This is a genomic window from Pseudomonas sp. TMB3-21 (assembly GCF_054898145.1).
Window position 1 is genome coordinate 4,142,053 of sequence record NZ_CM142718.1, and the last position, 26,775, is coordinate 4,168,827.

Consider the following 26,775-nt stretch of genomic DNA (forward strand, 5'->3'; position numbering starts at 1 on the left):
AATGCCGCACAGCGCAAACCCGCTCCAACAAAGAACTCGCGGCGCATACAGAGCCAATGTGGGAGCGAGCCTGCTCGCGAAGAGGCCCCGAGATTCACCTCAAAACCCGCGGCCATCCAACAACTCATCAACCACTGGAGCGCTTCGAAGCCTTCTTCGCCGGAGCCGCTTTCTCAGTCGTCTTCGCCGCCGCTTTACCCTTCGCCGCCGGTTTGGCCGGTGCCTTGCCCCCAAGGCTGCGTTTAAGCAGCTCGGTCAAATCGATAACATCCGCCGTCTTGCGCTCCTCCTGGCCCGACACGGTCTCCACATCCTCGATTTTGCCTTCGTTGGCCTTTTTCTCCACCAACGCCATGATCTTGTCTCCGAAGCTGTCCCGGTAATCTTCAGGGCTCCAGTCGCCGGCCATGTCATCCACTAGCCGCTTGGCCATCTCCAGCTCACCCTTGGCCAGTTTCACGTCCTTGACGTCGCTGCCCAGTTCCAGCGTGTCGAGGCTTCGCACTTCCTCCGGCCAGCGCAGCATTACCAACACCATCGAGTCTTCCAGCGGCATCAATGCCGCCAAATGCTGCTTTGTATGTATCACTACATTGGCGAGGGCGACCTTATTGGTTTGTTTCAGGGTTTCACGCAGCAGGGCGTACACCTTGCCACCGCGCTTGTCCGGGGCCAGATAATAAGGTTTTTCGATGTTTTGTAACGGGATCTGTTCGCTGTCGACGAACGAGAAAATGTCGATGGTTTGGGTGGATAGCGGGTGCGCCGATTTGATCTCATCTTCACTGAGCACCACGTAGCGACCTTTCTCATACTGGACGCCCTTGACGATGTTCTCCTTGTCGATTTCCTTGCCCGTGACCTTGTTCACCCTTTTATAGCCCACCGGGTCCATGCTGCGGCCATCGAGCCAGTCAAAATCCACCCCCTGAGATGACGTCGCTGAAACCAGCGCCACAGGGATATGGACCAGTCCGAAACTGATTGCGCCTTTCCAGATTGCACGTGGCATCGTCGTCTACTCGCAAGTGATGATCAGGTGACCGGCGCTCGCGGGAAAAAGTTTCAGCGGCTTTACCCCAAGCTATACGGGCGGATCAGCGGTACGGTCAAAGGGTGTTACATCTTGCTGGACAGGTTTGGGTTAACAAATCCGAACCCTCGGCGTAGCGTGCTATCGAAAGGCATGCTGTTGATGTGAGCCTACAGAGAGGTTGCCATGAATCGAATAATGCTTGGCCTTGGCGTGTTGACGTTGAGTGGCGTGCTGAGTCATTCCGCGCAGGCTGAGGTCGCCACGTCGCCCCTGTTATTGGCGCAAAGCCCGACGGGCAATGCCGGCAATCCGTACAACAGCCCGATTCGTCGGGCCAATCCCAACAGCATGCAAGGCACTCAACCGAGCGCGCCGGTGATTCGCGGGCCGAACACCGTGCCCGTGCCGCGACCGCCAACGCTCGACAATGGCGGCATCGGAAATCGCTACCCGCAAGACCGCTCGGCGCCCGTCAGCCCGCCGAAATTCATTTCCAATCCACCGCACCGAGATGCACCCACCGGCAACCGTTGATCCCAGGGCATAAAGCTTTGTTAGCCATTTTGACGACAAAAGGAATCGTGCATGTTGCGTAAAACCCTTCTGGCCACATTCTGCGCCAGCGCACTGATCACCACTGCAGCGCCGGTTCTTGCGGCGTCGACCCAGGAATTGAAAAGCGAACAGGGGACGCTCGAAGTTACCCAAATTGCCAAGGGCCTCGATCACCCGTGGGCCTTGGCGTTTTTGCCCGATCAACAGGGCATGCTGATTACTGAGCGTCCCGGCAACCTGCGCGTGGTCAGCGCAGATGGCAAGCTCTCTGCGCCACTGGAAGGCGTGCCGAAAGTCTGGGCCAAGGGGCAGGGCGGTTTGCTCGACGTGGTTCTTTCACCGGACTTCAAGCAGGACCGCACGGTGTATCTGTCTTATGCCGAAGGTGGCGGTGCTGGCGACAAGGCCGGCACAGCGGTCGGTCGCGGGCAATTGTCTGAAGACTTGAAGACGCTGAAGAACTTCAAAGTGATCTTCCGCCAGGAGCCCAAGCTCTCGGTCGGCAATCATTTCGGGTCACGGCTGGTGTTTGACCGCGATAGCTATCTGTTTATCGTCCTGGGTGAAAACAACGACCGGCCGACGGCGCAGGACCTCGACAAGCTGCAAGGCAAAGTGGTGCGCATTTACCCGGACGGCAAGGTGCCCGACGACAATCCTTTCGTCGGTCAGAACGGCATACGCCCGGAAATCTGGTCATACGGCCAGCGCAATCCGCAAGGCGCCGCGCTTAATCCATGGACCGGAGTGCTCTGGGAAAACGAGCATGGCCCTCGTGGCGGTGACGAAATCAACATCATCGAACGCGGCAAGAACTATGGCTGGCCGACGGCAACCCACGGCATCAACTATTCCGGCCAGCCGATACCCGAAGCCAGTGGCAAAACGGCCGAGGGCACCGTCGCCCCGCATCACGTTTGGGAAAAATCTCCCGGCCTGAGCGGCATGGCATTCTACGACGCCGACCGCTTCAAGCCATGGCAGCACAACGTATTCATCGGAGCGCTGGTCACCCAGGAGCTGATCCGTTTGCAGTTCGATGGCGACCGCGTAGTGCACGAGGAACGCTTGATGGGGGAACTCAACAAACGCATCCGCGACGTGCGCCTGGGGCCGGATGGTTATTTGTACGTGCTGACCGATGATGACGACGGCGAGCTACTCAAAGTCGGCCTGAAATAGCACCAACACGCGATCCTCTGTAGCAGCTGGCGCAGCCTGCGTCCGGCTGCCCAGCAGCCGTCAATCCAAGTTAAATCACCCGCGCAACTCCCGCTCCCGCCAGCCCCGAACCACCAGATACAGCAACGGCCCAACTGACACAAAAACAGCCGTGATCAACAGATAAGGCAACACAGACCAACCCGAGTGCCCACGCTTGCGCGCATCCCTGTACATCCAGATCCCCGCCAGAGTCGCCAGCAAATACAGATCGATCACCACCTGCGCAGTATCAGGCCGCGACATCAAGCTAATGCCAAAATCAATCAGCGACTGCTCCGCCTGAAGCATTACCGAAAGGGTATAACCAGAGAATGCGATCAAAGCGAGCAGGGGCAGGGCGACAGATTTCATGATGACCTTCCTTGGTTTAAATGGATTTGCAGTTCCATGTCAGGCTATCAACGGCCGTAGAAAAGTGCGTTCATAACTGACGATAAACTTCTTCTCGACTAACAACGCCACCAACGCGGTACTTTCCGTGTCAGTCATCGTGATGTGCCGGTAACTTTCATAGTCCGCCAGAGAAGGAAAACTGAACAGGCAGTAAGCAATATTGCTCGCTCCTTCGGAGGGCAAGAAGTATCCGTGATGCGTGCCGCCGAGACGCTCCACAATACGCAGCCACGCTTTTGCGTAGGCCTCGAATTCCGGCAGTTGATAGGGGTCGATCACATATTTGACATGGCAGGTAATCAAATCGAGCGCACCCTTAGATTATTCCTGAACGGCTTTCTCGACTGTTTCCGAAGCCGACCAAATTCGGTAACGAACCTCGACGTCCTTGGGTGCATAAACAACAATCGGCAACTTGCTGTTGTAGCGCAACATAAAGCCGTCACCCACTACCGGCACGAAGTCTTGCTTACGTTCGCCATCGGGACAGGCCATTTGAGTGCTCATCGGCCCGATAACCGTTTCCAACCGGTAGAACGGATAACCCCAACCCTCGAGATTCTTTTCCTCAAGCATGCCGCCCAGGCGCTGTCGGTTGCAATCTACGGTAAGCGTTTTGCCGGCAAGGATCTCGACCTGAAAACTGTCTTCCCGGGTTTGTGGAGCGAGATGAATGACCTGGCGGGTGAAGCCATCCTCAGGCTTGGGGAATGGAGCAAATTTTTCAAGCGGCGCGGCGTCAGCGAATGAGGACAGCGCCGTAGCGATCAGCCCAACGGTAGTGACACAGGTCAGTGAACCCATGTTGCCTCCTTGCATGTAAGTGAGGTCAGCGGATACTGAACTGACAGACTGCATTCTCACTGCCGTTTGCTGCCAATGCAAACGAGAGTGACGGGTTTGCAAAATGCATGAGAATCGAAGCCTATCTTGCAAATTGCATGAGGCACTCGATGGGTGATTTCGCTAAGTCCTTGATTCGCCGATGAGCTGCAGCGCAGGAATTGAGGCATGTTTTATGCTGTAGATGTCTGTTGAAGCTGACCGGATTTATACAGAGCCAGCATTGATCATTAATTGGCTATCTCACATTTAGGAGAGTACTGCCATGTTTCTGTCTGCCTTGGAAATTCGCAACATTGTTGAAACCGGTTTTTTACCGAAACGCTGCCAATGCACGTTGTCACCCGACCAGCAGATGACGGTCAAAGTGTTTGCAGACATGCGAACTGAACAGGTCGACCTCTTGGTCACCGGTATCGATGCCAGCACGCTGACCAGCAGCCGCGCGATCAGCGAACTCATTGCTGGGCTGCGCACCGACTTGCTGCGTCAGACGAACGCTCAGCTTCTGCACCCGAGCAGGCGCGCGCTGTAACTGCACGCTGACGCTGCATCTCAGTCAGTTTTGCAGCCGGCATGCTTCGGACAGTTTGCGATAAGTGATCTCCGCAGGTCGGCCGGCGGAATCGATGTATTTCATATTGGCCGACACCACTTCACATTCCACCGTGGACGTCTCGGTCAGGGAAATGACCCTGGCCACCTGCAACGGCATTCCGTATCGATACGACGCTGCGCTGGGCGAGACGTCTTCTGCAGCGTTTGCCGCACCTACGGCCAAGGCGCAGGCGAGCGCGGCGGGGATGAGCAAAGCGCGCATGTTCATGAACGTTCTCCATTGCGGACAATGAGTCACCTCGACGGTGAGTCGGGTGTGCCGCACTGGGCGTCAGACAGCTCTGTGGCGTGCGGTCCAAGGGATTTTTGGGCCGGGAGGTTAAGCTGTGGTTAACGGACGGGATGTTGTTTGTGGTGCGGGTGATTGAGTCGGTTGAAACGCAAATTTGCAGTTATAGCTTGTCGGGAAAGAAGGACAGTGGGGGGTGAGTTTGTTTCCAATGCATGGACAATGACTTCGCTTCATCTATTTGTGCTGGTGCCATCTTCTTGGCAATTTCGGGTAGTACGTCATCAACGTCCCTTCGCACGTTGCCTCCGCCATCAAGCTCATACAGTAGTGAAAGCAATGCATAGGATTTAACTAGATTTTGTACAAATCCAAACGCGGATTGGTCATCTCCCAAATAAGATCCATAGCCGAAGACTGCTTCGACATAGCCAGTATTGGCAGCCTTTTCGTTCCATAGTCTGAAATTCTTGAGATCTTTATTTTCAATGTATATTGCGGCAAGTCCCATCATGCCAGGTGGATACCCATTTTCTGCAGAGGCTTTCATCCAGCGCTCGATAGCGTCAGCGCGCTGGCCACGAAGCAGGAAAACCCCACCACCTTCCTGATACTTTGTAGCTAAGCGGAACTGAGCAAGCGCGAATCCATTCTCCGCTGATTTTTCGATCCATTCATCATCGCCAGTTATCTTGTACATCAAATACATGGATTCTGCATTCCCTCGCTCGACTCCTTGATTTGCGGTTTTATTGGCCAGGTCCATCCATTGTTTCGGAGTTCTCTGTGCTTTGGGACAGTTATTCATCTTGACGCACAGGTCGTCGGATGCTTGACCAAGCCTGATCATCGAATATACGTCACCAATTGCGGCAGAAGCCTCATACGCGGTCTGTGCTTCCGTAGTCATGTATCTCTTGTTATTCCGAATCGCCTCCCCAAGGTAGTATTGCGCTTCATGGTCACCCGCGTGGGCAGCGATCTTGAGGTGAGGAACCGCGGAAATCGCTTTGTACTGGTTAAAGAGAGCGATTCCAGTTGTCTTAGCAATTTCTTGATCTGGGGTAAGCCCGGCCAAAGTAGATGGCGAAACTATTAAGCAAATCAATCCAAAAATTACAGCGCTCTGAGGCAATATTTTCATAGCTTACCTGGATAATCTAATCATGACTCCACCGTTTCTAGTATTCGGTAATCAGTATCGACGAGCGCTCGCTTAACGACTCAATTTAAACGGAAAATAAGAAAGCGCCGGGTGATTTTCTTTCCACTGCGACGCCATCTTGCCTGCCTCATCCAACTGCGCCGGACTCATCGAGCTTCTAAATTTGGCTATGAGATAGTCTGCGTCTTCCTTCGCGCCGCCTCCACCATCGAGCTCAGAGAATAGCGAGAGCAGCGCATGGGATCGCACGAGGTTCACGGGAAAACCGAAATCAGTATTTTCGCCCGATAAGTAATAGGCGTAGTTAAACACAGCCTCGACATATCCTGTCGATGCGGCCCGCTCGCTCCAATTTCTCGCGCCTTCCAAGTCATTTTTCTCAAACAAAACTGCTGTAAGACTGGTCATCGCTCTCGGATACCCTCCTTCTGCAGAAGCTTTCATCCAGCGTTCGACAGCATCCGCCCTGCGTGAGGGGGTGATGAAAAAACCATTACCTTCACGGTACTCAGTCGCTAGAAGATATTGCGACAGTGCAAATCCGTTTTCAGCTGATTGCTCAAGCCATGTTTTCTCGCCAGTCAATTCGTAAAGCAAATATATCGATTCTGCATTGTGTTCGGAGGCCTGTGCCAATGCCGTCGATTTTGCGGTTGCTATCCACTCTTGAGGCGTCCTTCGGCTTTTGGAGCAGTTGTTCATCGCCACACACAGATCAGAGTCCATCTCACCCAGTCGAATCATGGCGTAGATATTTCCTTGCTCGGCGGAAGCCTCATAGGCTTCCTTGGCCGCCGCGTCTATGTATCGCTTGTTTTTTCGAATGGCTTCGGCCAGATAGTACCTCGCCTCAGCGTCTCCACCCTCAGCTGCAGTTCTGAGAAAGGGCATTGCACTGATGGCTTTGTGTTGATTGTAAAGAGCTATTCCGTTCAATTTAGCAGCTTCTTGCTCCGCTGATAATTGAGCCGGGGTGTGCGGAGAAACTGGCAGGAGCATTATTCCGAGTTGCGTCGCTTTTTTGCGAAGATTTTTCATAATTTGTCTGGAAAATATGAAAGAGGAGGGTGATTAGCTTTCCATTCTTTCGACATCTGCTTTGCTTGTTCAATTTGTTCGGAAGTCAATTTTGCTGCAATTCCAGGAAGTATGTCATTTGCGTAGTCTTTCATTCCGCCCCCGCCATCGAGTTCGAGTAATGTGAAGATCAGGGCGTATGATTTGATTGGGTCATATTCAAATCCATATTGTGAAGGCTTCTCGGATAAGTACGAACCATAGCCAAACACTGCACTTGCATATCCTGCTTCCGCAGCTTTGATATTCCACGACCTGAGACCGTCGTAGTCCTTTTTATTTGCGAGTATCTCTGCGTAAGCCATCATACCTAATGGATAGCCTCCTTCAGCCGAAGCTTTCATGTAGCGCTCGACGGCTTCAGCTCTTTTGGATGGGAGTATAAACAATCCTTTTCCACTAAGGTATTCGGTCGCCAAATAGTATTGAGAGAAGGGGTATCCGTGCTCCGCAGATAACTCGAGCCATTTACTCTCGCCAGTCATATAGAACATCAAATACATGGCATCTGCGTCCCCATTCTCGGCCCTTTTTTCAGTGGAAGTCGTAGCCAATTTACGCCATTCGCGTGGTTCTTTCAGACTTGTTGGACAGTTTTTCATGGTGTTACAGAGATCATTGTCCCTTTGCGAAAGTCTGATCATCGCGTAAACATTACCTTGCATTGCTGATGCTTCATAAGCTTTTTGAGCTTCCAGCGTGATAAATCTTTTTTTCCTTCGCAGAGATTCGCCCAAATAATACTGAGCATCTGAGTCTCCTGCTCCTGCAGCCAAACTCAAATGAGTTATCGCAGAAGAAATTTTGAATTGATTGTAAAAGACAATCCCTTTTTGTTTTTCTTCACCTACCTGCTGTGATGAAATCGCATAAACATTGGAGCTTAAAAAAATGGCGAAAAGGGCGAAGACCAGTCTCTGGTTTGCATTATTCACGGTTAGTGCTCTTGGTTAACAACCAATAAACTTTATCTTATCTCGGAACATGAATATTTTCCGTCGGCACGGGGTAAGTCCAGTGCCATTTTATATGGTGTGAGGTTTGGTCTGATCACACACCGAGAAATTTACATCGACAAGCAATGTAGATTACTCATAATTTTTCGGGAAAGAACGAGAGCGGGGGATGCGTTTCTTTCCATTGCTTTGAAAGGTTCTTCGCTTCTTCTATCTGTTGCTGGGTCATTTTGGCCGAAATTCCTGGCAATATGTAGTTGACATAATCGGGCATTCCTCCTCCACCGTCTAATTCAAGTAATACATTGAGTAATGCGTAAGATTTGACTGAATCATACGTGTATCCAAACTCTGAAGGCTCTTTACCTAAATTCCATCCATGGGAAAAGACTGCCGTAACATATCCAGTTGCTGCTGCTTTCTCATTCCAAAATCTATATCCCTGAAGATCTTTTTTTTCCGCCAATATCGCGCCGTATTCCAGCATGCCTTGAGGATAACCGCCTTCGGCAGAACTTTTCATCAGCTTCTCGATAGTTTCGGCCCGCTTTGAAGGTGTAATGAAAAAACCTCGGCTCTGACGATACATTACTCCTGAAAAATATTGAGCATATGCAAATCCGCTTTCAGCAGCCTTATCAAGCCATTTTTTATCGCCGGTGACTACATATCGCAAATACATCGCTTCTGCGTCACCCTCAGAAGCCTTGACTGTCGCTGCGTCTAACGCCATCCTCCCCCATTCGCCTGCCTTTTTTCGACCTTTCGGGCAGTTGTTCATTGCTACGCATAGATCACTTTTTTCTTGTGCCAATCTTATCATGGCGTAAATATCACCCTGGAGTGCGGCAGCTTCATAGGCACTGTAGGCTTCAGAAGTTATGTACCGCTTGTTTTTACGAATTGACTCTCCTAAGTAGTATTGCGCTTCGGGATCACCTGCGTCTGCAGCAATCCTCAAAAATGGTGTTGCCGAAATTGCTTTAAACTGATTGTAGAGCGTGATCCCAGTCACTTTGGCAATGCGTTGGTCTGGTGAAAGTTCCGCCGACGAGTAGGACGAAATGCATAATAGTATAAAACCGAAGATGGCTTCGCTTTTAGGTAACAGTTTCATAATTTATCGGGAAAGAAAGAAAGAGGAGGGTGGGAGTTTTTCCATTCTTTAGATAATTTAGCTGCTTGTTCTAGCTGATTAGTAGTTAGGGTAGGGGCTAATTCAGCCAAAATTTCCTTGGAGAATCTTATCAGCCCGCCGCCACCATCAAGTTCTAATAGCGTGGAAATTAACGCATATGCTTTAACTGGCTCATAAGGAAATCCTAGCTCTGACTGATTTTCGGATAGAGAAGAACCGTATCCGAACACAGCATGTGCGTAGCCTGCTTCGGCAGCCTTCACATACCAATATCTTGCTGCTTCAAAATCGTTTTTGGTGGCAAGAACTTCCACGTACGCCATCATTCCAGGGGGGTAGCCGCCTTCCGCAGAAGCTTTCATTAGACTTTCCACCTTATCTGCTCTACTGGAGGGAAGAGCAAAAAAACCGTTTCCATCACGATATCCGGTTCCTAAAAAGTATTGAGCAAACGCGTATCCATTCTCGGCTGATTTTTTTAACCATGTATCGTCGCCCGTAAGCCGGAACAGTAAATACATTGTTTCCGCATTGCCACTGGCTGCGCCTGCTTTTGCGGCATTTAGAGCCGCTTTTCTCCATTCGGCTGGACTTTTTATGTTTGTCGGGCAACTTCCCAAGTGAATGCAATTGTCTTCTTTCAAACCGGCGAGTCTGATCATTGAATATATGTTGCCTTGAAGCGCAGATGCTTCATAGGCGTTCTGAGCTTCAGTTGTTATGTATTGATGAATGTTTCGCAATGCTTGGCCCAAAAAATATTGAGCTTCAGCATCTCCGGAATTTGCAGCGTTTTTTAAAAAAGGTAGTGCTAAGTTGGTTTTATACTGGTTGTAAAGAATTATGCCTTTTTCTTTGTCTTCAATTGGTGTGGACGCGTGAGCCGGTTGAAGTAACGTTAAAAGGCTTAGCAGCGCAAAAAAGTAGTTTTTGATGACAGGCATTCTGGTCTTTTCCGAAATTATGGGCCGATATATTTTACTGTACTGCGCGGTACGTAGCTATTTTGATGAAGGTGAATCACGCAAGATGAATCGAGTCGCTGCCCTAAACGTTTACTATCGCGCGTGTAAGATGCTCGAGCTTGAACACCGTCTTTGCGAGTAAATCTAAGTACGGGATCTGACATAAAGTTGTCAATTCTGTGTCGATTTTCACAGTAGCTCTGTCCTGGATTTTCGCCGATTTCGCCGAACTTATTCATACATTTACAAGCATTTTCGAATTGCTGTTGTGCCTCTGCGAGGGTATTAGATGAAGTGGCGTTGGTACTCATCCAGTTTATTATGCTGCTAATTGCGAGTTGTTGTAGCAGATGAGCCTCATCTTCCTGATAGTTTTGCGTTTCATCGGCGGTCACTGCTCTGTCTCGCGACATATTAACGACGGAAAAGGCCACTGGCTCGGAGATTAGTGTTGTTAATATCGGGCCTAGTGCTGCGGGGGTGGCTTCAGTAAACCAATCTTGCAGTTCTTCTTGGTTGTGATAAGTCATTATCGTGTGGGCAATGGGTCCGCCTTTTCCGCTGGAAGTCATCGCCTCATAAAGACTCATGATCGCGTCCACGCCCATCATGTACATCATCGAGACATCCAGCCCAACCGCGCCCAGCGCATTCAAACTCGAAGCCTGTTCCGCCGCTTCCGGTGTGATCCAACTAATCGACGCTCCCTTGGCCTTGTACAACTCCCGTCGATAGATATTGATCAGCTCCACAACGGCTTCATAACCCACTTCAAACTTGAAGCTGCCTGACGCACCAGGACCCAGAACCACGGAAGCTTTGAGGTTGAGGATGAATTTTCCTTTGTCCAGCGAAACACCGGCATCAGCTTTCAACCCTCCGCCGAAGGCTACGCCGAGGCCACCGGTGAGGTTGGCGAGCGTCAGCCATTGGCTGGCGCTTGTGGCTTCCTTGCTGTTGTTGATGCCTGTGGAAGGTCCTGCTCTTAAAGCCGCCAGTGCTTTGGGCGGGGCCCAGTTCACGGCGCCGGTCAGTTCGATGCCAGCCTGGACGCCAGCGAACAAATTGAAGTTGGCCTTCATGCCGTTTTCGATTTGTACATTCGCGGCCCGGCCGGACAAGACTTTGCTGCTGGACTTGGTGTCGACAACGGTCAATGCCTTGGACTTATGTTCGAGTTCCGGGGTAGGGCTGGTGTCATTATTGGCGGCTTTGGCTGCAATGGTCTCTTCGTGGGCTTTCCTTTCAGCTTTGGCTTCGGCGTCGTCGCGCTGGGCGGGTTTAACCGGACTCAGTGTCGCACCGTATTTGGTATTGCCGTTTAGAGGGGACAGTTCGATGCTGCCGGCCAGCATCAGCGATGCACCCGCGTAGCCCCAAGCTCGCGCTCCGAAGTGGAAGGACAAGCGGCCGAGGTTCAGTGTTTGCAGTTGAGGATTGCCTTCGAGGTAATAATCGATGGTCACATCCTTGGCGTCCTCACGCTTTGGCATGTCGACTTTCATTATTTCCACTTCGCCGCGCGCAAGGTCGAAACTCAGGGATGCACTGGCGGACGCCTGGAAACCTTCTGCGGCCGTGAAGTCAGGACCTTCGAGTTTTACCTCGCCATGCACTTTCTTCTGCGGCGGCGCGAGGCAGCGGACAAATTGCGCTTGTGGGCTGTTATCAAAAAGCCTCACTTCACCGCGAACACTCTTTTTGAAGACAACTTGCTTAAGGTGCTCGCCCCATTCGCTGCGTGCGCCGGCGTCCTCCAGCTGAGTCACTTTATAGCCGTTGGATTGCAGATGACTGTAGAACTTGTCGACGTTGAACCAGCCATTGGCGTCAAACCAATCGCCGGCCTGGTCACCAATTTTGAACGCGCCCTGGCTTTGCAACCATTGGGCGAAGACCTTTTGCGCACTGTTCTTGACGGCACCCCCGTCCCCATTTTTAGGGATGCCTTCAAGAACTTTGCTGGCGCTTTTACCTGCCTTTTTCAGGTCTTCTTCAAGCAGTGTCGGCGCACCTTTGAGGTTGAGCAAACTGAACCATTTCAACGGTGTGCCGCTGGCCGCCAGTGTGCTGACTTCCCGAAGCGGAAATCCTTCCTTGACCAGGCGATTTACTGGTTGGGGTTGGAACTGCTCAGGCTCCCATAACAGATGACGACGAATGTCGTCAGCGGCAACGTTTTGTTGAGCTTTTTCTCGTAGTCCCTGCTTCACCAGTTGCAAACGGTCCCACTCGGCGCGTTCAGCCTGAACCAGCCCGGCAGGGGCCTGTGCATTCTGGCCAGTTGCGTCGATCCAGTTCTTGTACTTTTCACGCAGTCGATCGTTTATTTCCGACTGCTTCTTTTCAGTATCGAGGTACAACTTGAACTGCTCGATACCCGTTGTAATGTCACCGCCACTGATCAACGCATACTCGGGCAGGGCTATGCCGTACTCCGATACTTTAATGATCGCGTCGGTGTATTCATGATATGCGAACGACTTGGCCTCACCGTGCTTCCATGCCAAGTAGGCGTAGGTATCGCCTTCGCAGGTATAAAGGCATTTCTGCAGTTCATCGCGTTTTTTCTTGTCGGTTTCAAGCAGCTTCGCGACATCTTCCTGTGCCTGCGGCTTTATACCGTCGCCGCTGATCAAGGCATTACGCTTTTCCAGGTAATTCTGGACCCGCGAACGCGCTTCGATAGCTTCAGGCGCGAACACTGAGCCGTTCTCGTAGGTGTGCCCTCTGGCGACAGCGGCTGCGATGGCGATTTTCTTTAACTCCAGCCATTCACTACGTAACTTGTGAAGCTCGCTGTAGTCATCCCTGATGCGGTTCTGGGTATCAATATCCGCTTGAAGTTGATCCAGTCGTGAGTGCGCAGTGTCGGTGTGCGGCGCTTCGGCTTTAGGCGCGTCTGTTTCCTTTGCGCGTTTCACTTCCTTGCGACTGCGCAGGACCATACCCGGGTCCATCTCGATATTCGGTTCCTGAGCTTCAATCGCCTGCATGCGCTGACGCTGTTCGCCTTCGAGGAAGTTGCTCAGTTTCGGCTCCAGGAAGTAGTTGAGCAGCCCGCTGTCGTCGAGGCCCTTGAGGCGAGCTTCGCGGGATTTGCTCGGTGCAATCTGGCTTTCCAGCTTGTGCATCGCTTCTTTCATTGACGACGCAGCGCGCTCCGGCAATAACCAGAATTCCTCTTCTTCCGTCGCGTAAATTGCCGTGCCGTAAGTGTTAGAGCAGGGCTTCGGTTGATCCTTGAACGCGGGCGCACATGATTCCGTGAAGTCTTTCTTTGGTCCGAGATCAATGGGCGCGGGGCCGACTGCCGCAGCGCTTTCCGCATTGGGCGCAGTTGGGGAGACGGCTGTTGCAGTTGGTGCGGCTTTGACTGAGTCGTTGGTATTTTCCATGGTGCTTCCGTTCTGTTGGTGCGTCGGGTTCATCGGGGATCGGCTGATGCGGTTTGCATCAGCTGTTCAACCTTGATGAACGACTCTTCCGTGGATTGCAGAATGGCCATTGCCTCCGGCCTTGTTTCCAGTAGCGGCCCATTGACGACGGTGGCCAGCGTCAGCAAGTGGTCACCTTCATAAATGTTATTTTTCAATAAGACGTCCAGATTCTCCGCCATCAGATTGATTTGATCGTCAGCAGGCTTACCGAACGCTGCATATTGCTCATCGATCCAATACAACCATCCCAGACGCTTCTGGACCGTTGCTGCTTTTTCAGGAAGATTGAAAGTCGGTCCATCCCCGCGCCACTTCGATTCCGGCCCGGACGTCCAGGACAACCACCCACCACGCTCTCCACCAAAGTGAACCGGCCCAGGCGAGAAAACACCCCGCCAAGGACCAAAAAGTTGCTGCGAAGCCTCTCCCGCCGTATACACCAACGCAGCCCACAAACTCGGTTTGTGAAAACTCAACAGACTCTGCCCGCCAGACCCGTCGTTCGCGCGCAGTAACCAGCGCGCGTGCGCCAGTGCTGCGGTCGCGTCTTCTGCTACCAGCGCAATTCCGGAATAGTTCTCCTCACACAACCGCGCAGCTTCGGCTGCCAATTGACTGCCAAACGGTGCCACCAGCCACAGCGGGCCATCGGCGGCGAGTTCGGCGAAATCGGTGCTGATGAACAAGCCTTGGGCGTTCATCGGTTCGCCGATGCGGTAGAGGCGGCTCATGGCTTCGGGTTGGCGAGTGCGGTCGATGATGAAACACAGGGCCTGGCTCGATTGTTCTCTGGGTAGCGAATCGAATTCGTAACGAGGCTCGGCGAGCAGGGCGTTCAATGCGCTTACATGCATGTGCAATCCTTACGGCTGCAGGCGCCGTTGCTTTGTTTGCCGCACAGCGGCGTGATGCCTGACTCGTTGAGGCGGCTCGGGAGCGGCGCTTTGCCGGCCACGTCGGCGTCTGCTGCCTTCATGGGGCCTGGTAACAATGGCGCGGCGGGTGTACCCGAGCCCGGTCCACCGCCGGAGTTGACCTTCACCTCAGCACCACTAATCGTCACACCCCCCGCATCCACCTTCACAAAACTCCCGCCAGCCTTGGCCGTGAGCTCCATGCCTGCCTCGATCACGACCTTTTCGCCAGCGTTGTAATGAAGCTCCTGCCCAGCCTCGACGAACTGCGCCGTGCCAACCTTCACATGCTGGGTCACCGCCACGGTCAGATGATCATCCGCCCGCGCTTCCGTTTTGCGATCGAGGTGAGTGATGCGGTGTTCTTCGACTTTGAATTCACTGTAAACATTGGCCTCGACCGTGTCGTGCCGCTCGTTACCGATGCGGATTTTCTGGTCGTGCTCGATGTTTTCATCCCAGTCGCGCTGGGCGTGCAGGTAGATCTGCTCGGCGCCTTTCTTGTCTTCGATGCGGAATTCGTTGTAGCCCTGGCCGCCCGGTGAGCTGAGGGTTTTGAAGGTGCTGCGGGTTTTGTTGGCCGGCAGGTCGTAGGGGACGACGTTTTCCTTGTGGTGCAGGCAGCCGGTAATCAGTGGTTGGTCGGGGTCGCCTTCGAGGAAGGTGACGAGCACTTCCATGCCGACGCGCGGGATGGCGATGCCGCCGTAGGCGCTGCCGGCCCAGCCGGTGGCGACGCGCAGCCAGCAACTGGTGGCGTCGTTGCTTTGGCCATCGCGGTCCCAGTGGAACTGCACTTTGACGCGGCCGTATTCGTCGCAGTGGATTTCTTCACCCGGCGGGCCGGTGACGATGGCGGTCTGGCTGCCAAGCACTTGCGGCTTCGGGTGTTCGAGGGCAGGGCGGTAGTGCGCGTCCCACGGGGTCGCGAGAAAGCGGTTGCGGTAGCCCTGATGGAAATCGTCTTTGTTCTGGGTCACGTCGCTGGTGACATTCGCGCCGAGCACTTGCGGTTGCTTGCCTTCATGGACCACTTCCAGCAGGAGCCAGAGGTCGTTCCATTCGCTGCGCGGGTGTTCGCTCAGGGCCATGAAGTGGCCGCTGACCAGCGTCGGGTCGTCGCTTTTGCCTTCCGCCAGTTTGTAGTCGCTGCGATGGCGTTCGAGGGCGCGAGTGGCCAGTTGTTTGCCACGGGCGCGGTCGGTGAAGCGGCCGGGGTAGTCGTAGTCCTCTAGGTCCGGGGCGAACGTGCTTTTTGCGGCGCCTTCGGGCAGGATGCGCGGCTTTTCGAAGTCGTAGTCGCGACGGCTGACGCGGGAGGTGCGGGTTTCCAGGCGCAGGTTGAAACGTTTGATCACCGGTTTTTCGGCGGCCATGCCGGAGTCTTGCTGGTAGGCCACGGCGGCGAGTTTGCGGAATACGGTCTGGTCGTCGCCGAATACCAGAGTGTGGCCGCCAGCGCTGTGCTGGAAGTGGAAATGAATGCCTTCTTCTTCGCACAGACGCTGGATGAAATGCAGGTCGGACTCATCGTACTGCACGCAGTACACGCGTTCCGGGTAGATCGCGCCGAGCTGGAAGCTGTAGGCGTCGGCCAGAATGCCGCGCGCCTCCAGCACCTGGGCGATGATCTTCGGTACGGTCAAATGCTGGAAGATCTGCTGATCATGGTTGTGCCGCAGGTAGGCGAGTTGCGGGACCAGACTGATGCTGTAGCGGGTCAGGCTTTTGCCGGAGTCGCCTTGCTCGATGCGATAGACCAGGCCGTGGATCAGGCCTTTGCCGGTGGCGCCGAAGGTCAGGCAGCCGCGCTTGTGCAGTAACTCTTCGAGTTTCAGATCGGGGCGAGCGCTGACCAGTTCGATGTCAAAACAGAACGGCTGATTGAGGGCTTCGCGACCGACGAAACTGAGCACTTGAAGGTCAACGGAAACGCCTTCCAGCGTAAGGGAAATATGGGTTGCGTTCGCGTCCAGCATGCCTTGAATTCCGTCCTTTGGATAAGCTGGGACGGATGGTGCAGGATTAAAGCGACTGGTTCAAGGCGCAAATGACGTAGGTGAAACGCCCGTGCGGCATAGGGAAATCCCTGATGGGGCGTGTTTTGGCCAATGGATAGGGAGGTTTTGCTTCATGGGAACTGCAATCAACACCGTCATCGAGTCAGCGTCCTTGCCGAAGAAAATGCAGTGCCCGGCACTAAGCCATCGCGAGCAGGCTCGCTCCCACAGTGGATCGACTCGAACGCTGAACCTGTTCGCCGAAATCCAGAGTTGGAGCGAAGAAGCCCTCCGCCTCAGCGAAGATCCAGCTGCTGCCGATACGGTAAATCCGGGCCAGTCTTGCTGCAGGTCAGCGCCGCCGCCTGCACGGCAAACTGCAGCATCGCGTCGATTTGCTCGCGGCTCAACTGACCCACGCCCTCAATCGAATCCAGCTCATGCTCGGTCAGCCAGGTAATCAGCGCTGCCTGAAACGTATCGCCGGCGCCCACGGTGTCAGCCATCTTCACGGCGCACGCCGGCACCGACCATGAACCGTGCTGACGGCTGAACACCGTCGCGCCTTCGCCACCGCGGGTCAGAAACACCAACTGACAGCGCTGCTGCAGCCAGCCTTCGATAACCCGCTGAGGATCCTGCTCGGGATACAACAGGCTCAAATCCTCATCGCTGACTTTGATCAAGTCTGCGAGGGCCACCAATGTGGCCACGCGCGAACGCCAAACCTCGATGTTCGGTTCGGGATTGAGCCGCACATTCGGGTCGAGGCTGATCAGGCGCTTGCCGCTTTCGCGTTGCACCAGGGCCAGCAAGGTGTCGGCGATCGGTTGCACCACCAGCGAAAACGAGCCGATATGCAGGCCTCGCACTTCCGGTCCTAGTGACGGCAGATGTTCAGGTTTCAACTGCCGATCCGCGCAGCCTTCGCCACGGAAACTGTAGTGCGGCGAGCCATTGGCGCCGACTGCAACCATCGCCAGAGTAGTGGGCGCTGCGAAGTCGATGAGGTAATCCGGACGCACGCCTTCTTCCTGCAACACTTGCTGCAAGCGCCGGCCCAGGTAGTCCGTAGACAGCCCGGCAAACAGCGCCGCGTCCACGCCCAGGCGGCGCAAACCGACCGCCACGTTGAACGGCGAGCCACCGGCAATCGCCTTGAAAGTGACGTTTGAAGCCCGCCCGCTGGCGTCGTCTTCACTGAAAAAATCGAACAGCGTTTCGCCACACACCAGATACATAATTGCTCGCTCTTTAAAGGGTTGCGACATGCTGTTGATAGCGTTCATAGGCCTGCTGGCAGGCCGCGACATTGTCCGGGATCGGCCGGGTTTCGCTGGCCGGATCGAGTTTTACGCAGCGCTCGCACAACTGCGCGAGATTTTCTTCCCGGCCATCTTCCCGGGACACGCACCACGCGGCCTGAATCGCCGCGCCGAGGGCGGCGGCTTCACTTTGCTCGGTGCAGATGACCGGGGTATTCATTATGTCAGCGACGATTTGTCGCCAGGCAGCGCTTTTCGAGCCGCCGCCGATCAGGCAGATGCTGCGGCTTTGTAATCCATTGTGCCGCAACAGGTCCAGCCCGTAGCGCAAACCGAAGGTCGTGCCTTCGACCACGGCGCGACACAAGTTGGCCTGGGTCAGGTTGGTCATGGTCAAACCGTGCAGGCTGCCCGTGGCGTGGGGTAGGGCGGGGACGCGTTCACCGTTGAAAAACGGCAGCATGCACACGCCCTCGGCACCGATGGGTGCTTGCGCGACTCGATCGTTGAACGTGTCGATATCGAGGTCGAACAGTTCGCGAATCACGCCGGTGGCGTTGGTCAGGTTCATCGTGCAGATCAGCGGCAGCCAGCCGCCGCTGGATGAACAGAACGTCGCTACCGAGGCGTCGGGGCTGACGGTCGGCTGGTCGGCGTAGGCGTACACCGTGCCCGAGGAACCCAGGCTCATGGTGATTGCGCCGGGGCGGATATTGCCGGTGCCGATCGCGCCCATCATGTTGTCGCCGCCGCCGCTGGACACCCGCGCCCGCGGGTTGATCCCCAGATGCGCGGCGATGTCAGGCAGGATCGTGCCAACCGCTTGCTGCGCGTCGATCAGCTCCGGCAGCGCGGCCTGCAGACGTCCGCCGGGATCGATGTGACGCAACAGTTCAAGATCCCACTGGCGGTTGCGCACGTTGAAGTAACCGGTGCCGGAGGCATCGCCGTATTCGCTGCAGGCGCGGCCGGTGAGCCAGAAATTCAGGTAGTCGTGTGGCAGCAGAATGCGGGCGATGCGGGGGAAAAGATCGGGATGGTTCTCTTTGGTCCACAGCAGTTTGGAGACGGTGTAGCCCGGCGCGATCACTACGCCGAGACGGTCCAGCGAGCCCTGTTCGCCGCCGAGGTACGTGAGCAACCGATCGTTTTCCGCAGTGGATTCGGTGTCGCACCACAGTTTGGCCGGGCGTAGGGGCTGCCCTTGGTCATCGAGCAACACCAGGCCGTGTTGTTGGCCCGAGACGCCAATGCCGAGAATCTGCTGGCCGTCGACGCTCGCTGTCAGCAATGCATCGCGAGTCGCCAATGTGAACGCCTCAAGCCATTGCGAAGTGTCCTGCTCGCGGCAGCCGTTGGCGCCGATGATCAACGTGTGCGCGGCGGCACCCTGGCCCAGAACCTGCCCGCTGCGGGCATCCAGGACCATGGCTTTGGTGCCTTGAGTGCCGCAGTCGATGCCGAGGAATAGTTGTTGCTTTGCCATGGTGGATCCTTGGAGTGTCAGGTCAATCCGGGTGAAGCCAATCACGAGCAGGCTCACTCCCACATTGGATTTTCGGTGGACACGGACTTCGGGTACGACTTCGATCCCATGTGGAAGCGAGCCTGCTCGCGATAACGCTAAGCCAGCACCCGCTCCAGCGTCCGTGTCACCCCAACCTCACGCAAGCTGTCACAGCACCACTCAAAAGCCGCGACGAATTCTGCTGATTGTGGAATGGCCGTGCCGAAAATCTCCTCAACCCCCAGCAATCGTTGGGTAATCAACGCATCATCGGCCACCATCGCCTGGCAAAATGCTGCGCGTGGATCCGGGACGGTGTAGGTAACGCCATTCTCATCCACGCCCTTCAAATAAAGCGCCCACGCCGCCACCACCAACGCGGCGCGCCGGGTCTCACGGCCATCGGCAATCAGCCGGTTGATCGTCGGTACGGTAAATTTGGGAAACTTCGATGAGCCGTCCGAGCACACGCGCTCCAGCTGATCGGCAATCGCCTGATTGGAGAAACGCGCCACCAGGGTGTTCTTGTATTCCGTTAGGTCGATTCCCGGCACAGGCGACAATTGCGGCGTCACGTCCAGGTCCATGTACGCGCGCATGTAGCGCACAAACAATGGGTCGTTCATGGTCTCGTGGACGAATCGATAGCCCTTCAAAAACCCCAGGTACGTCAACGCCAGATGGCTGCCGTTGAGCAGTTTGATCTTCATTTCTTCGTACGGCGTGACATCGTCGGTGAACTGCACGCCGACCTTTTCCCAGGCTGGACGCCCGTTGACGAACTTGTCTTCCAGCACCCACTGCACAAACGGCTCGCAGACCACCGGCCAGGCATCGTCGACCGCGTGTTTGTCGGCCAGCTGCAGGCGATGTTGGGTGCTGGTCATCGGCGTGATGCGGTCGACCATCGCATTCGGAAAACTGACATGGTTGTCGATCCAGTCGCGTAATGCCGGATCGCGCAGGGCTGCGAAGGCCAGCAGTGCCTTGCGCGTAACGGCGCCGTTGTGCGGCAGATTATCGCAGGACATCAGCGTAAACGCTGGCGTGCCGGCGGCGCGGCGTTTGGCCAAGGCCGCGCAAAGGAAACCGAACACTGTTTTCGGTTGGTCCGGGTGGGCCAGATCGTGCTGGATCTGCGGCAAGTGCGCCATGAATTCGCCGTTGCTGTCGTCGATGCAATAACCGCCTTCGGTGATGGTCAGCGAGACAATGCGGATCTCGGGACTGGCGAGTTTGTCGATCAGCGCCTGCGCACCGTCCTCGGCCAGGAGCATGTCGCGAATGGCGCCGATGACGCGGACTTCGGTGTGGTCGCTGTCGCCCAGCTCGAACAGGGTGAACAGGTAATCCTGCTCGCGCAAATCGTCGCGGGCTCGGCGGTCTTCGGCGCGCAGGCCAATCCCGCAGATTGCCCAGTCGAGGCCTTCGCCGGTGTTCATCAAGGCGTCGGTGTAATAAGCCTGATGGGCGCGGTGGAAACCGCCGACGCCGATGTGCGCGATGCCTTGGCGGGTATCGCCGAGGGCGTAGGCGGGCAGCATCACTTCAGGCGCGAGGTGGTGCAGGTTCAGTTTATTGAGTTTCATCACAGGCTCTCTGAAATCAGGCAGCAACGCGCAGCGGACGGGTCAGTGCCACGCCGTCGGCATCGAATAAATGACAGTGTTCGGCGTCCAGGTGCAGGCTCAGGGTTTCCCCGTAACGGCTGGGGAGGTCGCCGCGAACGCGCATCGTCAACGCTTCACCGGCAGAGGTGATGACGTGGCAGAAGGTGTCGCTGCCCAGGCGTTCGCTGACGTCAGCAGTGACTTGCAGCGTGCAGTCGCCGGCTTGCGCCAGTTGCAGATGTTCCGGCCGGATACCCAATGTCACGGCGCCGCCGACACTGAGCGAGGCACCGCTCAACGGCAGGGTGATGCGTGTGCCGGCGTCCAACAGGACTTCGCAGTGCTGGCTGTCGACGCGGGTGAGTGTGCCTTTAAGGAAGCCCATCTTCGGCGTGCCGAGGAAACCCGCGACGAACAGGTTGGCCGGTTGGTGATAGAGGTCGAGCGGCGAGCCGACCTGCTCGATTTTGCCGCCGTTCAAGACCACTACTTTGTCGGCCATGGTCATGGCTTCGACCTGATCGTGGGTCACGTAAATCATGGTCGCCTGCAGGTCTTTGTGCAGGCGCAACAGCTCCAGGCGCATTTGCACGCGCAACGCTGCGTCGAGGTTGGACAGCGGTTCATCGAACAGAAAGATTTTCGGATTACGCACGATGGCCCGACCAATTGCCACGCGCTGACGCTGGCCGCCGGACAGCTGTTTCGGCTTGCGTTCCAGCATCGGTCCGAGTTCGAGGATGCGCGCGGCTTCGCTGACTTTTTTCTCAACCTCGGCTTTGGGCACGCCAGCCAGATCGAGCGCGAACGACATGTTTTTGCGCACGCTCATGTGCGGGTACAGGGCGTAGGTCTGGAACACCATCGCCAGATCGCGCTTGGCCGGGCTGACTTCGGTGATGTCGCGGCCATCGAGCTCAATGGTGCCGCCGCTGACTTCTTCAAGCCCGGCGATCAGGCGCAGCAGGGTGGATTTGCCGCAGCCAGAAGGACCGACGAAGACCACGAATTCCTTGTCGTTCACTTCCAGGTCGATGCCTTTGATGATGGAAAAGCCTTCGAAGCCTTTTTGCAGATTCTTGATTTTCAGGTTGGCCATGATTGTGGGCCTCCGCATGCTGTTATTCGGTTGAACCTGTGGGAGCGAGCCTGCTCGCGATGACGGCCTGACATTCATTATTGATGTCGACTGACCCACCGCTATCGCGAGCAGGCTCGCTCCCACAGGGATTCGCATTGAGTCAGGAGTACGGGGGAATTCATTTCACCGCACCAAACGACAACCCGCGCACCAGCTGTTTCTGGCTGATCCAGCCGAAAATCAGAATCGGTGCGCACGCCAGCGTCGACACCGCCGACAACTTGGCCCAGAACAATCCTTCAGGACTTGAATACGAGGCGATCAACGCGGTCAGTGGCGCCGCTTTAGACGAGGTCAGGTTCAGCGACCAGAACGCCTCGTTCCAGCACAGAATCAACGACAGCAACACCGTGGAGGCCAGGCCGCCCTTGGCGATCGGTAGCAACACGCGGACCATTTCCTGCCACAGCGTCGCACCGTCCAGCCGCGCCGCTTCGAGGATGTCCTTGGGGATGTCCTTGAAGTAGGTGTAAATCATCCAGACCACGATCGGCAGGTTGATCAGCGTGTAGATCACGATCAGCGCTATACGCGTATCGAGCAGACCAAAACTCTTGGCCAGCAGGTAGATCGGCATCAGCACGCCCACCGGCGGCAGCATTTTGGTCGAGAGCATCCACAGCAGCGTGCCCTTGGTGCGCTGGGTTTCGTAGAACGCCATCGAGTAGGCCGCTGGCACCGCGATCAGTAGGCACAGGGCGGTAGCGCTGAAGGAAATCACCACCGAGTTCCAGGCAAAACTGAAGTAATCGCTGCGCTCGTTGATGTGCAGGTAGTTTTCCAGCGTCGGCGTGAAGACGAACTGCGGCGGCGTGGCGAAGGCGTCGATCTCGGTCTTGAAACTGGTCAGCAGCATCCAGAAAATCGGAAAGAAAATCAGGATCGCAATCGCCCAGGCGAGGGTGCCCAGCAACAGGCTTTGCAAACGACGGGATTGTTGAAGAGTCATGGCAGGCCTCAGGCTTTGTCGGTCAGGTTTTTGCCGATCATTCGCACCAGCACGATGGCCGCGATGTTGGCAATTACCACCGCGATCAGGCCCCCGGCAGAGGCCATGCCGACATCGAACTGCACCAAGGCCTGGTTGTAGATCAGGTAGGCGAGGTTGGTCGAGGCGTATCCCGGGCCACCGTTGGTGGTGGTGAAGATTTCCGCGAACACCGAGAGCAGGAAGATGGTTTCAATCATCACCACCACTGCGATCGGCCGCGCCAGGTGCGGCAGGGTCAGGTGCCAGAAGATTGCGACGGGCCCGGCGCCGTCGAGGCGCGCGGCTTCTTTCTGTTCCTGATCCAGCGACTGCATGGCGGTCATCAGGATCAGGATCGCGAACGGCAACCATTGCCAGGACACAATGATGATGATCGACAGCAGCGGGTAATGCGCCAGCCAGTCCACCGGTTGCGCGCCGAACAGTTTCCAGACGTAGGCAAGAATCCCTGAGACCGGATGGAAAATCAGGTTCTTCCAGATCAAGGCGCCAACGGTGGGCATGATGAAAAACGGCGAGATCAGCATGACACGCACGATGCCGCGACCGAGAAATTCACTGGCTTCGAGCAACGCACTGATCAGCACACCAAGCACGACGCTGATCAACAGCACACTGCCGACCAGCAGCAGCGTGTTGGTGGCGCCGGGCATGAAGCCCGAATCGGTCAGGAAATAGGTGAAGTTCTCCAGCCCGACAAACTCGTTTTCACCGGGGTAGAGCAGGTTGTAGCGGATCAGCGAGAAGTAAACGGTCATGCCCAGCGGCACGATCATCCACAGCAGCAACAACGCCACCGAGGGGCTGACCAGAAACCAGCCGGGATTGGCCAACCGGCTTTTACGCACCGGTTGGGGGATGTCCATGTGAGCTTTGGCAGTTGAGGTATTCATGGCGATTAACCGATTAGGACGGATCAACAAAAAATCAAATGTGGAGGCGGGCTTGTGTGGGAGCGAGCTTGTGTGGCGAGGGAGCTTGCTCCCGCTGGGTCGCGAAGCGGCCCTGAAAGCGACGACTGCTTCGCAGCCGAGCGGGAGCAAGCTCCCTCGCCACACAAGCTGCCTCGCCACACACGTCACCCCCGCATGGGGCGTCCCAGGTTACTTCGGATAACCCGCGCGCTTCATCTCGCGCTCGGTTGTTTGCTGTGCTGCAGTCAGGGCCTGGTCGACCGTGGTCTGGCCGATCAACGCCGCCGAGAACAACTTGCCGACCTGCGTGCCGACAGCCTGAAACTCCGGAATGGTCACCAACTGAATGCCGATGTAAGGCACCGGTTTGGCGCTAGGCTTGCTTGGGTCGGCGGCCTTCAACGACTCCAGCGTGACTTTGGCGAACGGCGCGGCATTCATATAAGCCTCGCTGTAGGTCGAGGCACGGGTGCCCGGCGGCACGTTCGCAATGCCGTCTTTTTCCTCGACCAGTGCGCCGTATTCTTTCGAGGTCGCCCAGGCGCTGAAGGTTTTCGCCGCGTCCTTGGCTTTGGAACTGGTGGGTATCGCCAGTGCCCAGGAATAGAGCCAGGCCGAGCCTTTGTCAGTGGTTTCATGCGGCGCGAAGGTAAAGCCGACATGCTCGCTGACTTTGCTTTGGGTCTTGTCGGTCACGAAAGAACCGGCAACGCTGGCATCCACCCAGATCGCGCACTTGCCGCTGTTGAACAGCGCCAGGTTTTCGTTGAAGCCGTTACTGGAAGCACCCGGCGGGCCGGATTTCTTCATGGTGTCGACGTAGAAATTCAGCGCGTTTTTCCACTCAGGACCGGTGAATTCAGGTTTCCACTGCTCATCGAACCAGCGCGCACCATAGGCATTGGCAACCGTGGTGATCAGCGCCATGTTCTCGCCCCAGCCGGCCTTGCCGCGCAGGCAAATGCCGTACTGCTCTTTGTCTTTGTTGGTCAGTTTGCTGGCGAATTCGCTGATTTGCGTCCAGGTCGGGCGCTCTGGCATGGTCAGCCCGGCCTCTTTGAACAAATCCGTGCGGTAGTAGGTGATCGAGCTTTCAGCGTAGAACGGCAGCGCGTACAGCGAACCCTTGACTGACAGGCCTTCGCGAACCGAAGGGAAGACGTCATCGAGCGCGTAGGTCGCCGGCAAATCCTTCATCGGTTCCAGCCAGCCCTTGGCGCCCCACAGTGCAGCTTCGTACATGCCGATGGTCAGCACGTCGAACTGGCCGCCCTGGGTCGCGATGTCTGTGGTCAGGCGCTGACGCAGCACGTTTTCCTCAAGTACCACCCAATTGAGCTTGATGTCCGGGTGCTCGGTCTCGAAAGTTTTCGAGAGTTTTTGCATGCGGATCATGTCGCTGTTGTTGACGGTGGCGATGGTCAGAGTCTGGGCGCCAAGGCTGACGCTGCTGAGGGTCATGCAGGTGAGGGCGAGCAAAGTTTTTACACAAGGTTGCATCGAGCACTCCTTTTCTGCACCGGTGGGTTACAGAAGGACAGTTATTGTTTTTGTGTCTTCCGAGGGCTGGAAGAATGTGCACTGATTACAGCCTTGATTAGCGGATGAAACAAATCATCCATCGCACTTCAACCAATACTTTTATGCACTGGGCTGATCTGGCCAGGATTTAATATGCCTCCTGTCGCAGCAGCCGAAGGCTCGGGCCGCGGCCGAAGGTCCGAGGCGAAGCACTCGCCGGCAGTCAATAGCGGGTGGGATCAAGCGCCTGCTGCGCAGGCGGACGCAGCCTTCGGCAGCTGCTACAAAGGGTGTTCAGTGCTGATTCTGCTCAGTCAGCCGCTGCACGGCCAATCGCCGGTAATGCGATGGCGTCATGCCTTTGAGCTGCTGGAATCGCCGGTTGAAGTTGGAAATATTGTTGAAGCCCGATTCAAAACACACATCGGTCACCGGCTTGTCGCCGTCCGCCAACAACTCGCAGGACTTGCTGATTCGCAACCGATTCACAAATTCTATAAAGCAGCGGCCGGTCGCCTGCTTGAACACACGGCTGAAGTAAGTCGGCTTCATGCCCAGATGCCCGGCGACCTCTTCCAGAGGCAGCTCGCGGGCATAGTGGGCAAAGATGTAATCCACCGCCCGGTTGGTGCGATCGATATTGTGTTCGTCTGCCAGTTGCGGGGTTGTCGCGCCCGACAACAGTTGGTAATCGTCGGATGCAGCCAGCAGCTCCAGCAAAATAAAGAAGTGCCCGAGCCGGGTCACGCCGCTGGAGTCGGCGATCCGCTGCATCAAATCGGTGGCCTGGCGAATCGTATGTTTGCAGCGAAATTCAATACCGTATTGGGCGCGCTCCAGCAGAGGTGCAAGCGATCTCAATTCGGCAAATACCTGATGACCGCCTTCAAACAACTCATCGGTGAAATTCACCAGCATGTCTCGCTTGGGTACCACTTCATCCTCGGCTACCTGGCTGATCCAGTTGTGCGGCAGGTTGGGGCCGGTGAGGAACAAGGTATCCGGGTAGAAGTTGCCGATGTAATCACCAATGAACACCTTGCCGGAGCTGGCGACGATCAAGTGCAACTCGTACTCCTTGTGAAAGTGCCAGCGCACCAGCGGGCACGGGAATCCATGCTGGCGATAGATGATGGACAACCCGTTGTGGTCGTCCATCAATTCGTAGGAGGGGTCGGTCACTCTGGCCGTTCGGTTCATGTCGGGCTGCTTTTATTGTTATCGCACCCCGATCATGCCCTTTTCCCGACGCTTTATGCCAGTGCTCAGCCAG

The 26,775-nt window shown here is 55.7% G+C and carries 24 protein-coding genes; 3 read left to right on the top strand and 21 right to left on the bottom strand.

All coding sequences use genetic code 11. The features are described from left to right. Nucleotides 1-127 precede the first annotated feature (127 nt). Nucleotides 128-1,012, bottom strand: coding sequence for a non-homologous end joining protein Ku (gene ku, locus ACYZTS_RS19025; RefSeq protein ID WP_461991227.1), 885 nt, complete (start codon nt 1,010-1,012; stop codon nt 128-130). Nucleotides 1,013-1,219: 207 nt separating this feature from the next. On the opposite strand from ku, the gene ACYZTS_RS19030 reads away from it, so the two are divergent. Further along, nucleotides 1,220-1,570 carry a hypothetical protein gene (locus ACYZTS_RS19030; RefSeq protein ID WP_461991229.1) on the top strand — a complete coding sequence of 117 codons (351 nt, stop codon included), beginning with the start codon at nt 1,220-1,222 and terminating at the stop codon, nt 1,568-1,570. A 51-nt stretch (nt 1,571-1,621) separates the two neighbouring features. Continuing rightward, nucleotides 1,622-2,773 (top strand): PQQ-dependent sugar dehydrogenase, encoded by a 1,152-nt coding sequence (locus ACYZTS_RS19035; RefSeq protein WP_461991231.1) that lies wholly within the window; start codon nt 1,622-1,624, stop codon nt 2,771-2,773. A 75-nt stretch (nt 2,774-2,848) separates the two neighbouring features. Here the strand turns inward: ACYZTS_RS19035 and ACYZTS_RS19040 are convergent, their stop codons facing one another. The 3 genes from ACYZTS_RS19040 to eco are packed head-to-tail and all read right to left on the bottom strand — an operon-like array spanning nt 2,849 to nt 4,012. Further along, the gene (locus ACYZTS_RS19040) at nt 2,849-3,166 is read right to left on the bottom strand and encodes a DUF2834 domain-containing protein (RefSeq protein ID WP_461991233.1); all 318 of its coding nucleotides are present in this window, start codon (nt 3,164-3,166) and stop codon (nt 2,849-2,851) included. Between the two features lie 39 nt (nt 3,167-3,205). After that, nucleotides 3,206-3,511 (bottom strand): NIPSNAP family protein, encoded by a 306-nt coding sequence (locus tag ACYZTS_RS19045; RefSeq protein ID WP_461991234.1) that lies wholly within the window; start codon nt 3,509-3,511, stop codon nt 3,206-3,208. A gap of 18 nt (nt 3,512-3,529) precedes the next feature. Next, nucleotides 3,530-4,012, bottom strand: a complete 483-nt coding sequence (gene eco / locus ACYZTS_RS19050) for a serine protease inhibitor ecotin (RefSeq protein WP_461991236.1) — start codon at nt 4,010-4,012, stop codon at nt 3,530-3,532. A gap of 304 nt (nt 4,013-4,316) precedes the next feature. Between eco and ACYZTS_RS19055 the strand changes: the two genes are divergently transcribed. Then, complete coding sequence (locus tag ACYZTS_RS19055; RefSeq protein ID WP_461991238.1) at nt 4,317-4,586, top strand: DUF1652 domain-containing protein; 270 nt, start codon at nt 4,317-4,319, stop codon at nt 4,584-4,586. 24 nt (nt 4,587-4,610) lie between these two features. Here the strand turns inward: ACYZTS_RS19055 and ACYZTS_RS19060 are convergent, their stop codons facing one another. The 17 genes from ACYZTS_RS19060 to ACYZTS_RS19140 form a co-directional block, all read right to left on the bottom strand. Continuing rightward, nucleotides 4,611-4,877, bottom strand: coding sequence for a DUF2790 domain-containing protein (locus ACYZTS_RS19060; protein WP_461991240.1), 267 nt, complete (start codon nt 4,875-4,877; stop codon nt 4,611-4,613). Nucleotides 4,878-5,061: 184 nt separating this feature from the next. Beyond that, complete coding sequence (locus ACYZTS_RS19065) at nt 5,062-6,042, bottom strand: tetratricopeptide repeat protein (RefSeq protein ID WP_461991242.1); 981 nt, start codon at nt 6,040-6,042, stop codon at nt 5,062-5,064. A 72-nt stretch (nt 6,043-6,114) separates the two neighbouring features. Beyond that, nucleotides 6,115-7,101 (bottom strand): tetratricopeptide repeat protein, encoded by a 987-nt coding sequence (locus tag ACYZTS_RS19070; RefSeq protein WP_461991244.1) that lies wholly within the window; start codon nt 7,099-7,101, stop codon nt 6,115-6,117. Continuing rightward, nucleotides 7,098-8,075, bottom strand: a complete 978-nt coding sequence (locus tag ACYZTS_RS19075) for a tetratricopeptide repeat protein (RefSeq protein WP_461991245.1) — start codon at nt 8,073-8,075, stop codon at nt 7,098-7,100. Before ACYZTS_RS19075 ends, ACYZTS_RS19070 begins: the two co-directional genes overlap by 4 nt. Nucleotides 8,076-8,232: 157 nt before the next feature. Continuing rightward, nucleotides 8,233-9,213: an SEL1-like repeat protein gene (locus ACYZTS_RS19080; protein WP_461991247.1), complete on the bottom strand. Its 981-nt coding sequence runs from the start codon at nt 9,211-9,213 to the stop codon at nt 8,233-8,235. Next, complete coding sequence (locus tag ACYZTS_RS19085; protein ID WP_461991249.1) at nt 9,210-10,178, bottom strand: tetratricopeptide repeat protein; 969 nt, start codon at nt 10,176-10,178, stop codon at nt 9,210-9,212. The genes ACYZTS_RS19080 and ACYZTS_RS19085 overlap by 4 nt, the downstream gene beginning before the upstream one ends. A gap of 17 nt (nt 10,179-10,195) precedes the next feature. Continuing rightward, nucleotides 10,196-13,597: a LysM peptidoglycan-binding domain-containing protein gene (locus tag ACYZTS_RS19090; RefSeq protein ID WP_461991251.1), complete on the bottom strand. Its 3,402-nt coding sequence runs from the start codon at nt 13,595-13,597 to the stop codon at nt 10,196-10,198. Between the two features lie 29 nt (nt 13,598-13,626). Beyond that, entirely contained in the window at nt 13,627-14,493 is an 867-nt protein-coding gene (locus ACYZTS_RS19095) for a DUF4123 domain-containing protein (protein WP_461991253.1), read from the bottom strand. Then, entirely contained in the window at nt 14,484-16,532 is a 2,049-nt protein-coding gene (locus ACYZTS_RS19100) for a type VI secretion system Vgr family protein (protein ID WP_461991255.1), read from the bottom strand. The genes ACYZTS_RS19095 and ACYZTS_RS19100 overlap by 10 nt, the downstream gene beginning before the upstream one ends. A gap of 317 nt (nt 16,533-16,849) precedes the next feature. Next, nucleotides 16,850-17,794, bottom strand: coding sequence for a carbohydrate kinase family protein (locus ACYZTS_RS19105; RefSeq protein ID WP_461996480.1), 945 nt, complete (start codon nt 17,792-17,794; stop codon nt 16,850-16,852). A 13-nt stretch (nt 17,795-17,807) separates the two neighbouring features. Further along, a complete protein-coding gene (gene xylB / locus ACYZTS_RS19110; RefSeq protein ID WP_461991257.1) occupies nt 17,808-19,304 on the bottom strand; it encodes a xylulokinase in 1,497 nt (498 codons plus the stop codon). Between the two features lie 137 nt (nt 19,305-19,441). Continuing rightward, entirely contained in the window at nt 19,442-20,914 is a 1,473-nt protein-coding gene (locus ACYZTS_RS19115) for a mannitol dehydrogenase family protein (protein WP_461991259.1), read from the bottom strand. 16 nt (nt 20,915-20,930) lie between these two features. Continuing rightward, the gene (locus ACYZTS_RS19120; protein ID WP_461991261.1) at nt 20,931-22,034 is read right to left on the bottom strand and encodes an ABC transporter ATP-binding protein; all 1,104 of its coding nucleotides are present in this window, start codon (nt 22,032-22,034) and stop codon (nt 20,931-20,933) included. Nucleotides 22,035-22,194: 160 nt separating this feature from the next. Beyond that, nucleotides 22,195-23,025, bottom strand: coding sequence for a carbohydrate ABC transporter permease (locus ACYZTS_RS19125; RefSeq protein ID WP_461991263.1), 831 nt, complete (start codon nt 23,023-23,025; stop codon nt 22,195-22,197). Nucleotides 23,026-23,033: 8 nt separating this feature from the next. Beyond that, nucleotides 23,034-23,960 (bottom strand): carbohydrate ABC transporter permease, encoded by a 927-nt coding sequence (locus ACYZTS_RS19130; protein ID WP_028620115.1) that lies wholly within the window; start codon nt 23,958-23,960, stop codon nt 23,034-23,036. A gap of 210 nt (nt 23,961-24,170) precedes the next feature. Then, complete coding sequence (locus ACYZTS_RS19135) at nt 24,171-25,481, bottom strand: ABC transporter substrate-binding protein (RefSeq protein WP_461991265.1); 1,311 nt, start codon at nt 25,479-25,481, stop codon at nt 24,171-24,173. A 315-nt stretch (nt 25,482-25,796) separates the two neighbouring features. Continuing rightward, nucleotides 25,797-26,702 carry a helix-turn-helix domain-containing protein gene (locus ACYZTS_RS19140; RefSeq protein ID WP_461991267.1) on the bottom strand — a complete coding sequence of 302 codons (906 nt, stop codon included), beginning with the start codon at nt 26,700-26,702 and terminating at the stop codon, nt 25,797-25,799. Nucleotides 26,703-26,775 lie beyond the last annotated feature (73 nt).

What these genes read in the sequence shown, in the direction of transcription:
- ku (WP_461991227.1), bottom strand. Translation starts at nt 1,012, where the DNA reads ATGCCACGTGCAATCTGGAAAGGCGCAATCAGTTTCGGACTGGTCCAT.
- ACYZTS_RS19030 (WP_461991229.1), top strand. Translation starts at nt 1,220, where the DNA reads ATGAATCGAATAATGCTTGGCCTTGGCGTGTTGACGTTGAGTGGCGTG.
- ACYZTS_RS19035 (WP_461991231.1), top strand. Translation starts at nt 1,622, where the DNA reads ATGTTGCGTAAAACCCTTCTGGCCACATTCTGCGCCAGCGCACTGATC.
- ACYZTS_RS19040 (WP_461991233.1), bottom strand. Translation starts at nt 3,166, where the DNA reads ATGAAATCTGTCGCCCTGCCCCTGCTCGCTTTGATCGCATTCTCTGGT.
- eco (WP_461991236.1), bottom strand. Translation starts at nt 4,012, where the DNA reads ATGGGTTCACTGACCTGTGTCACTACCGTTGGGCTGATCGCTACGGCG.
- ACYZTS_RS19055 (WP_461991238.1), top strand. Translation starts at nt 4,317, where the DNA reads ATGTTTCTGTCTGCCTTGGAAATTCGCAACATTGTTGAAACCGGTTTT.
- ACYZTS_RS19060 (WP_461991240.1), bottom strand. Translation starts at nt 4,877, where the DNA reads ATGAACATGCGCGCTTTGCTCATCCCCGCCGCGCTCGCCTGCGCCTTG.
- ACYZTS_RS19065 (WP_461991242.1), bottom strand. Translation starts at nt 6,042, where the DNA reads ATGAAAATATTGCCTCAGAGCGCTGTAATTTTTGGATTGATTTGCTTA.
- ACYZTS_RS19070 (WP_461991244.1), bottom strand. Translation starts at nt 7,101, where the DNA reads ATGAAAAATCTTCGCAAAAAAGCGACGCAACTCGGAATAATGCTCCTG.
- ACYZTS_RS19080 (WP_461991247.1), bottom strand. Translation starts at nt 9,213, where the DNA reads ATGAAACTGTTACCTAAAAGCGAAGCCATCTTCGGTTTTATACTATTA.
- ACYZTS_RS19085 (WP_461991249.1), bottom strand. Translation starts at nt 10,178, where the DNA reads ATGCCTGTCATCAAAAACTACTTTTTTGCGCTGCTAAGCCTTTTAACG.
- ACYZTS_RS19090 (WP_461991251.1), bottom strand. Translation starts at nt 13,597, where the DNA reads ATGGAAAATACCAACGACTCAGTCAAAGCCGCACCAACTGCAACAGCC.
- ACYZTS_RS19095 (WP_461991253.1), bottom strand. Translation starts at nt 14,493, where the DNA reads ATGCATGTAAGCGCATTGAACGCCCTGCTCGCCGAGCCTCGTTACGAA.
- ACYZTS_RS19100 (WP_461991255.1), bottom strand. Translation starts at nt 16,532, where the DNA reads ATGCTGGACGCGAACGCAACCCATATTTCCCTTACGCTGGAAGGCGTT.
- ACYZTS_RS19105 (WP_461996480.1), bottom strand. Translation starts at nt 17,794, where the DNA reads ATGTATCTGGTGTGTGGCGAAACGCTGTTCGATTTTTTCAGTGAAGAC.
- xylB (WP_461991257.1), bottom strand. Translation starts at nt 19,304, where the DNA reads ATGGCAAAGCAACAACTATTCCTCGGCATCGACTGCGGCACTCAAGGC.
- ACYZTS_RS19115 (WP_461991259.1), bottom strand. Translation starts at nt 20,914, where the DNA reads ATGAAACTCAATAAACTGAACCTGCACCACCTCGCGCCTGAAGTGATG.
- ACYZTS_RS19120 (WP_461991261.1), bottom strand. Translation starts at nt 22,034, where the DNA reads ATGGCCAACCTGAAAATCAAGAATCTGCAAAAAGGCTTCGAAGGCTTT.
- ACYZTS_RS19125 (WP_461991263.1), bottom strand. Translation starts at nt 23,025, where the DNA reads ATGACTCTTCAACAATCCCGTCGTTTGCAAAGCCTGTTGCTGGGCACC.
- ACYZTS_RS19130 (WP_028620115.1), bottom strand. Translation starts at nt 23,960, where the DNA reads ATGAATACCTCAACTGCCAAAGCTCACATGGACATCCCCCAACCGGTG.
- ACYZTS_RS19135 (WP_461991265.1), bottom strand. Translation starts at nt 25,481, where the DNA reads ATGCAACCTTGTGTAAAAACTTTGCTCGCCCTCACCTGCATGACCCTC.
- ACYZTS_RS19140 (WP_461991267.1), bottom strand. Translation starts at nt 26,702, where the DNA reads ATGAACCGAACGGCCAGAGTGACCGACCCCTCCTACGAATTGATGGAC.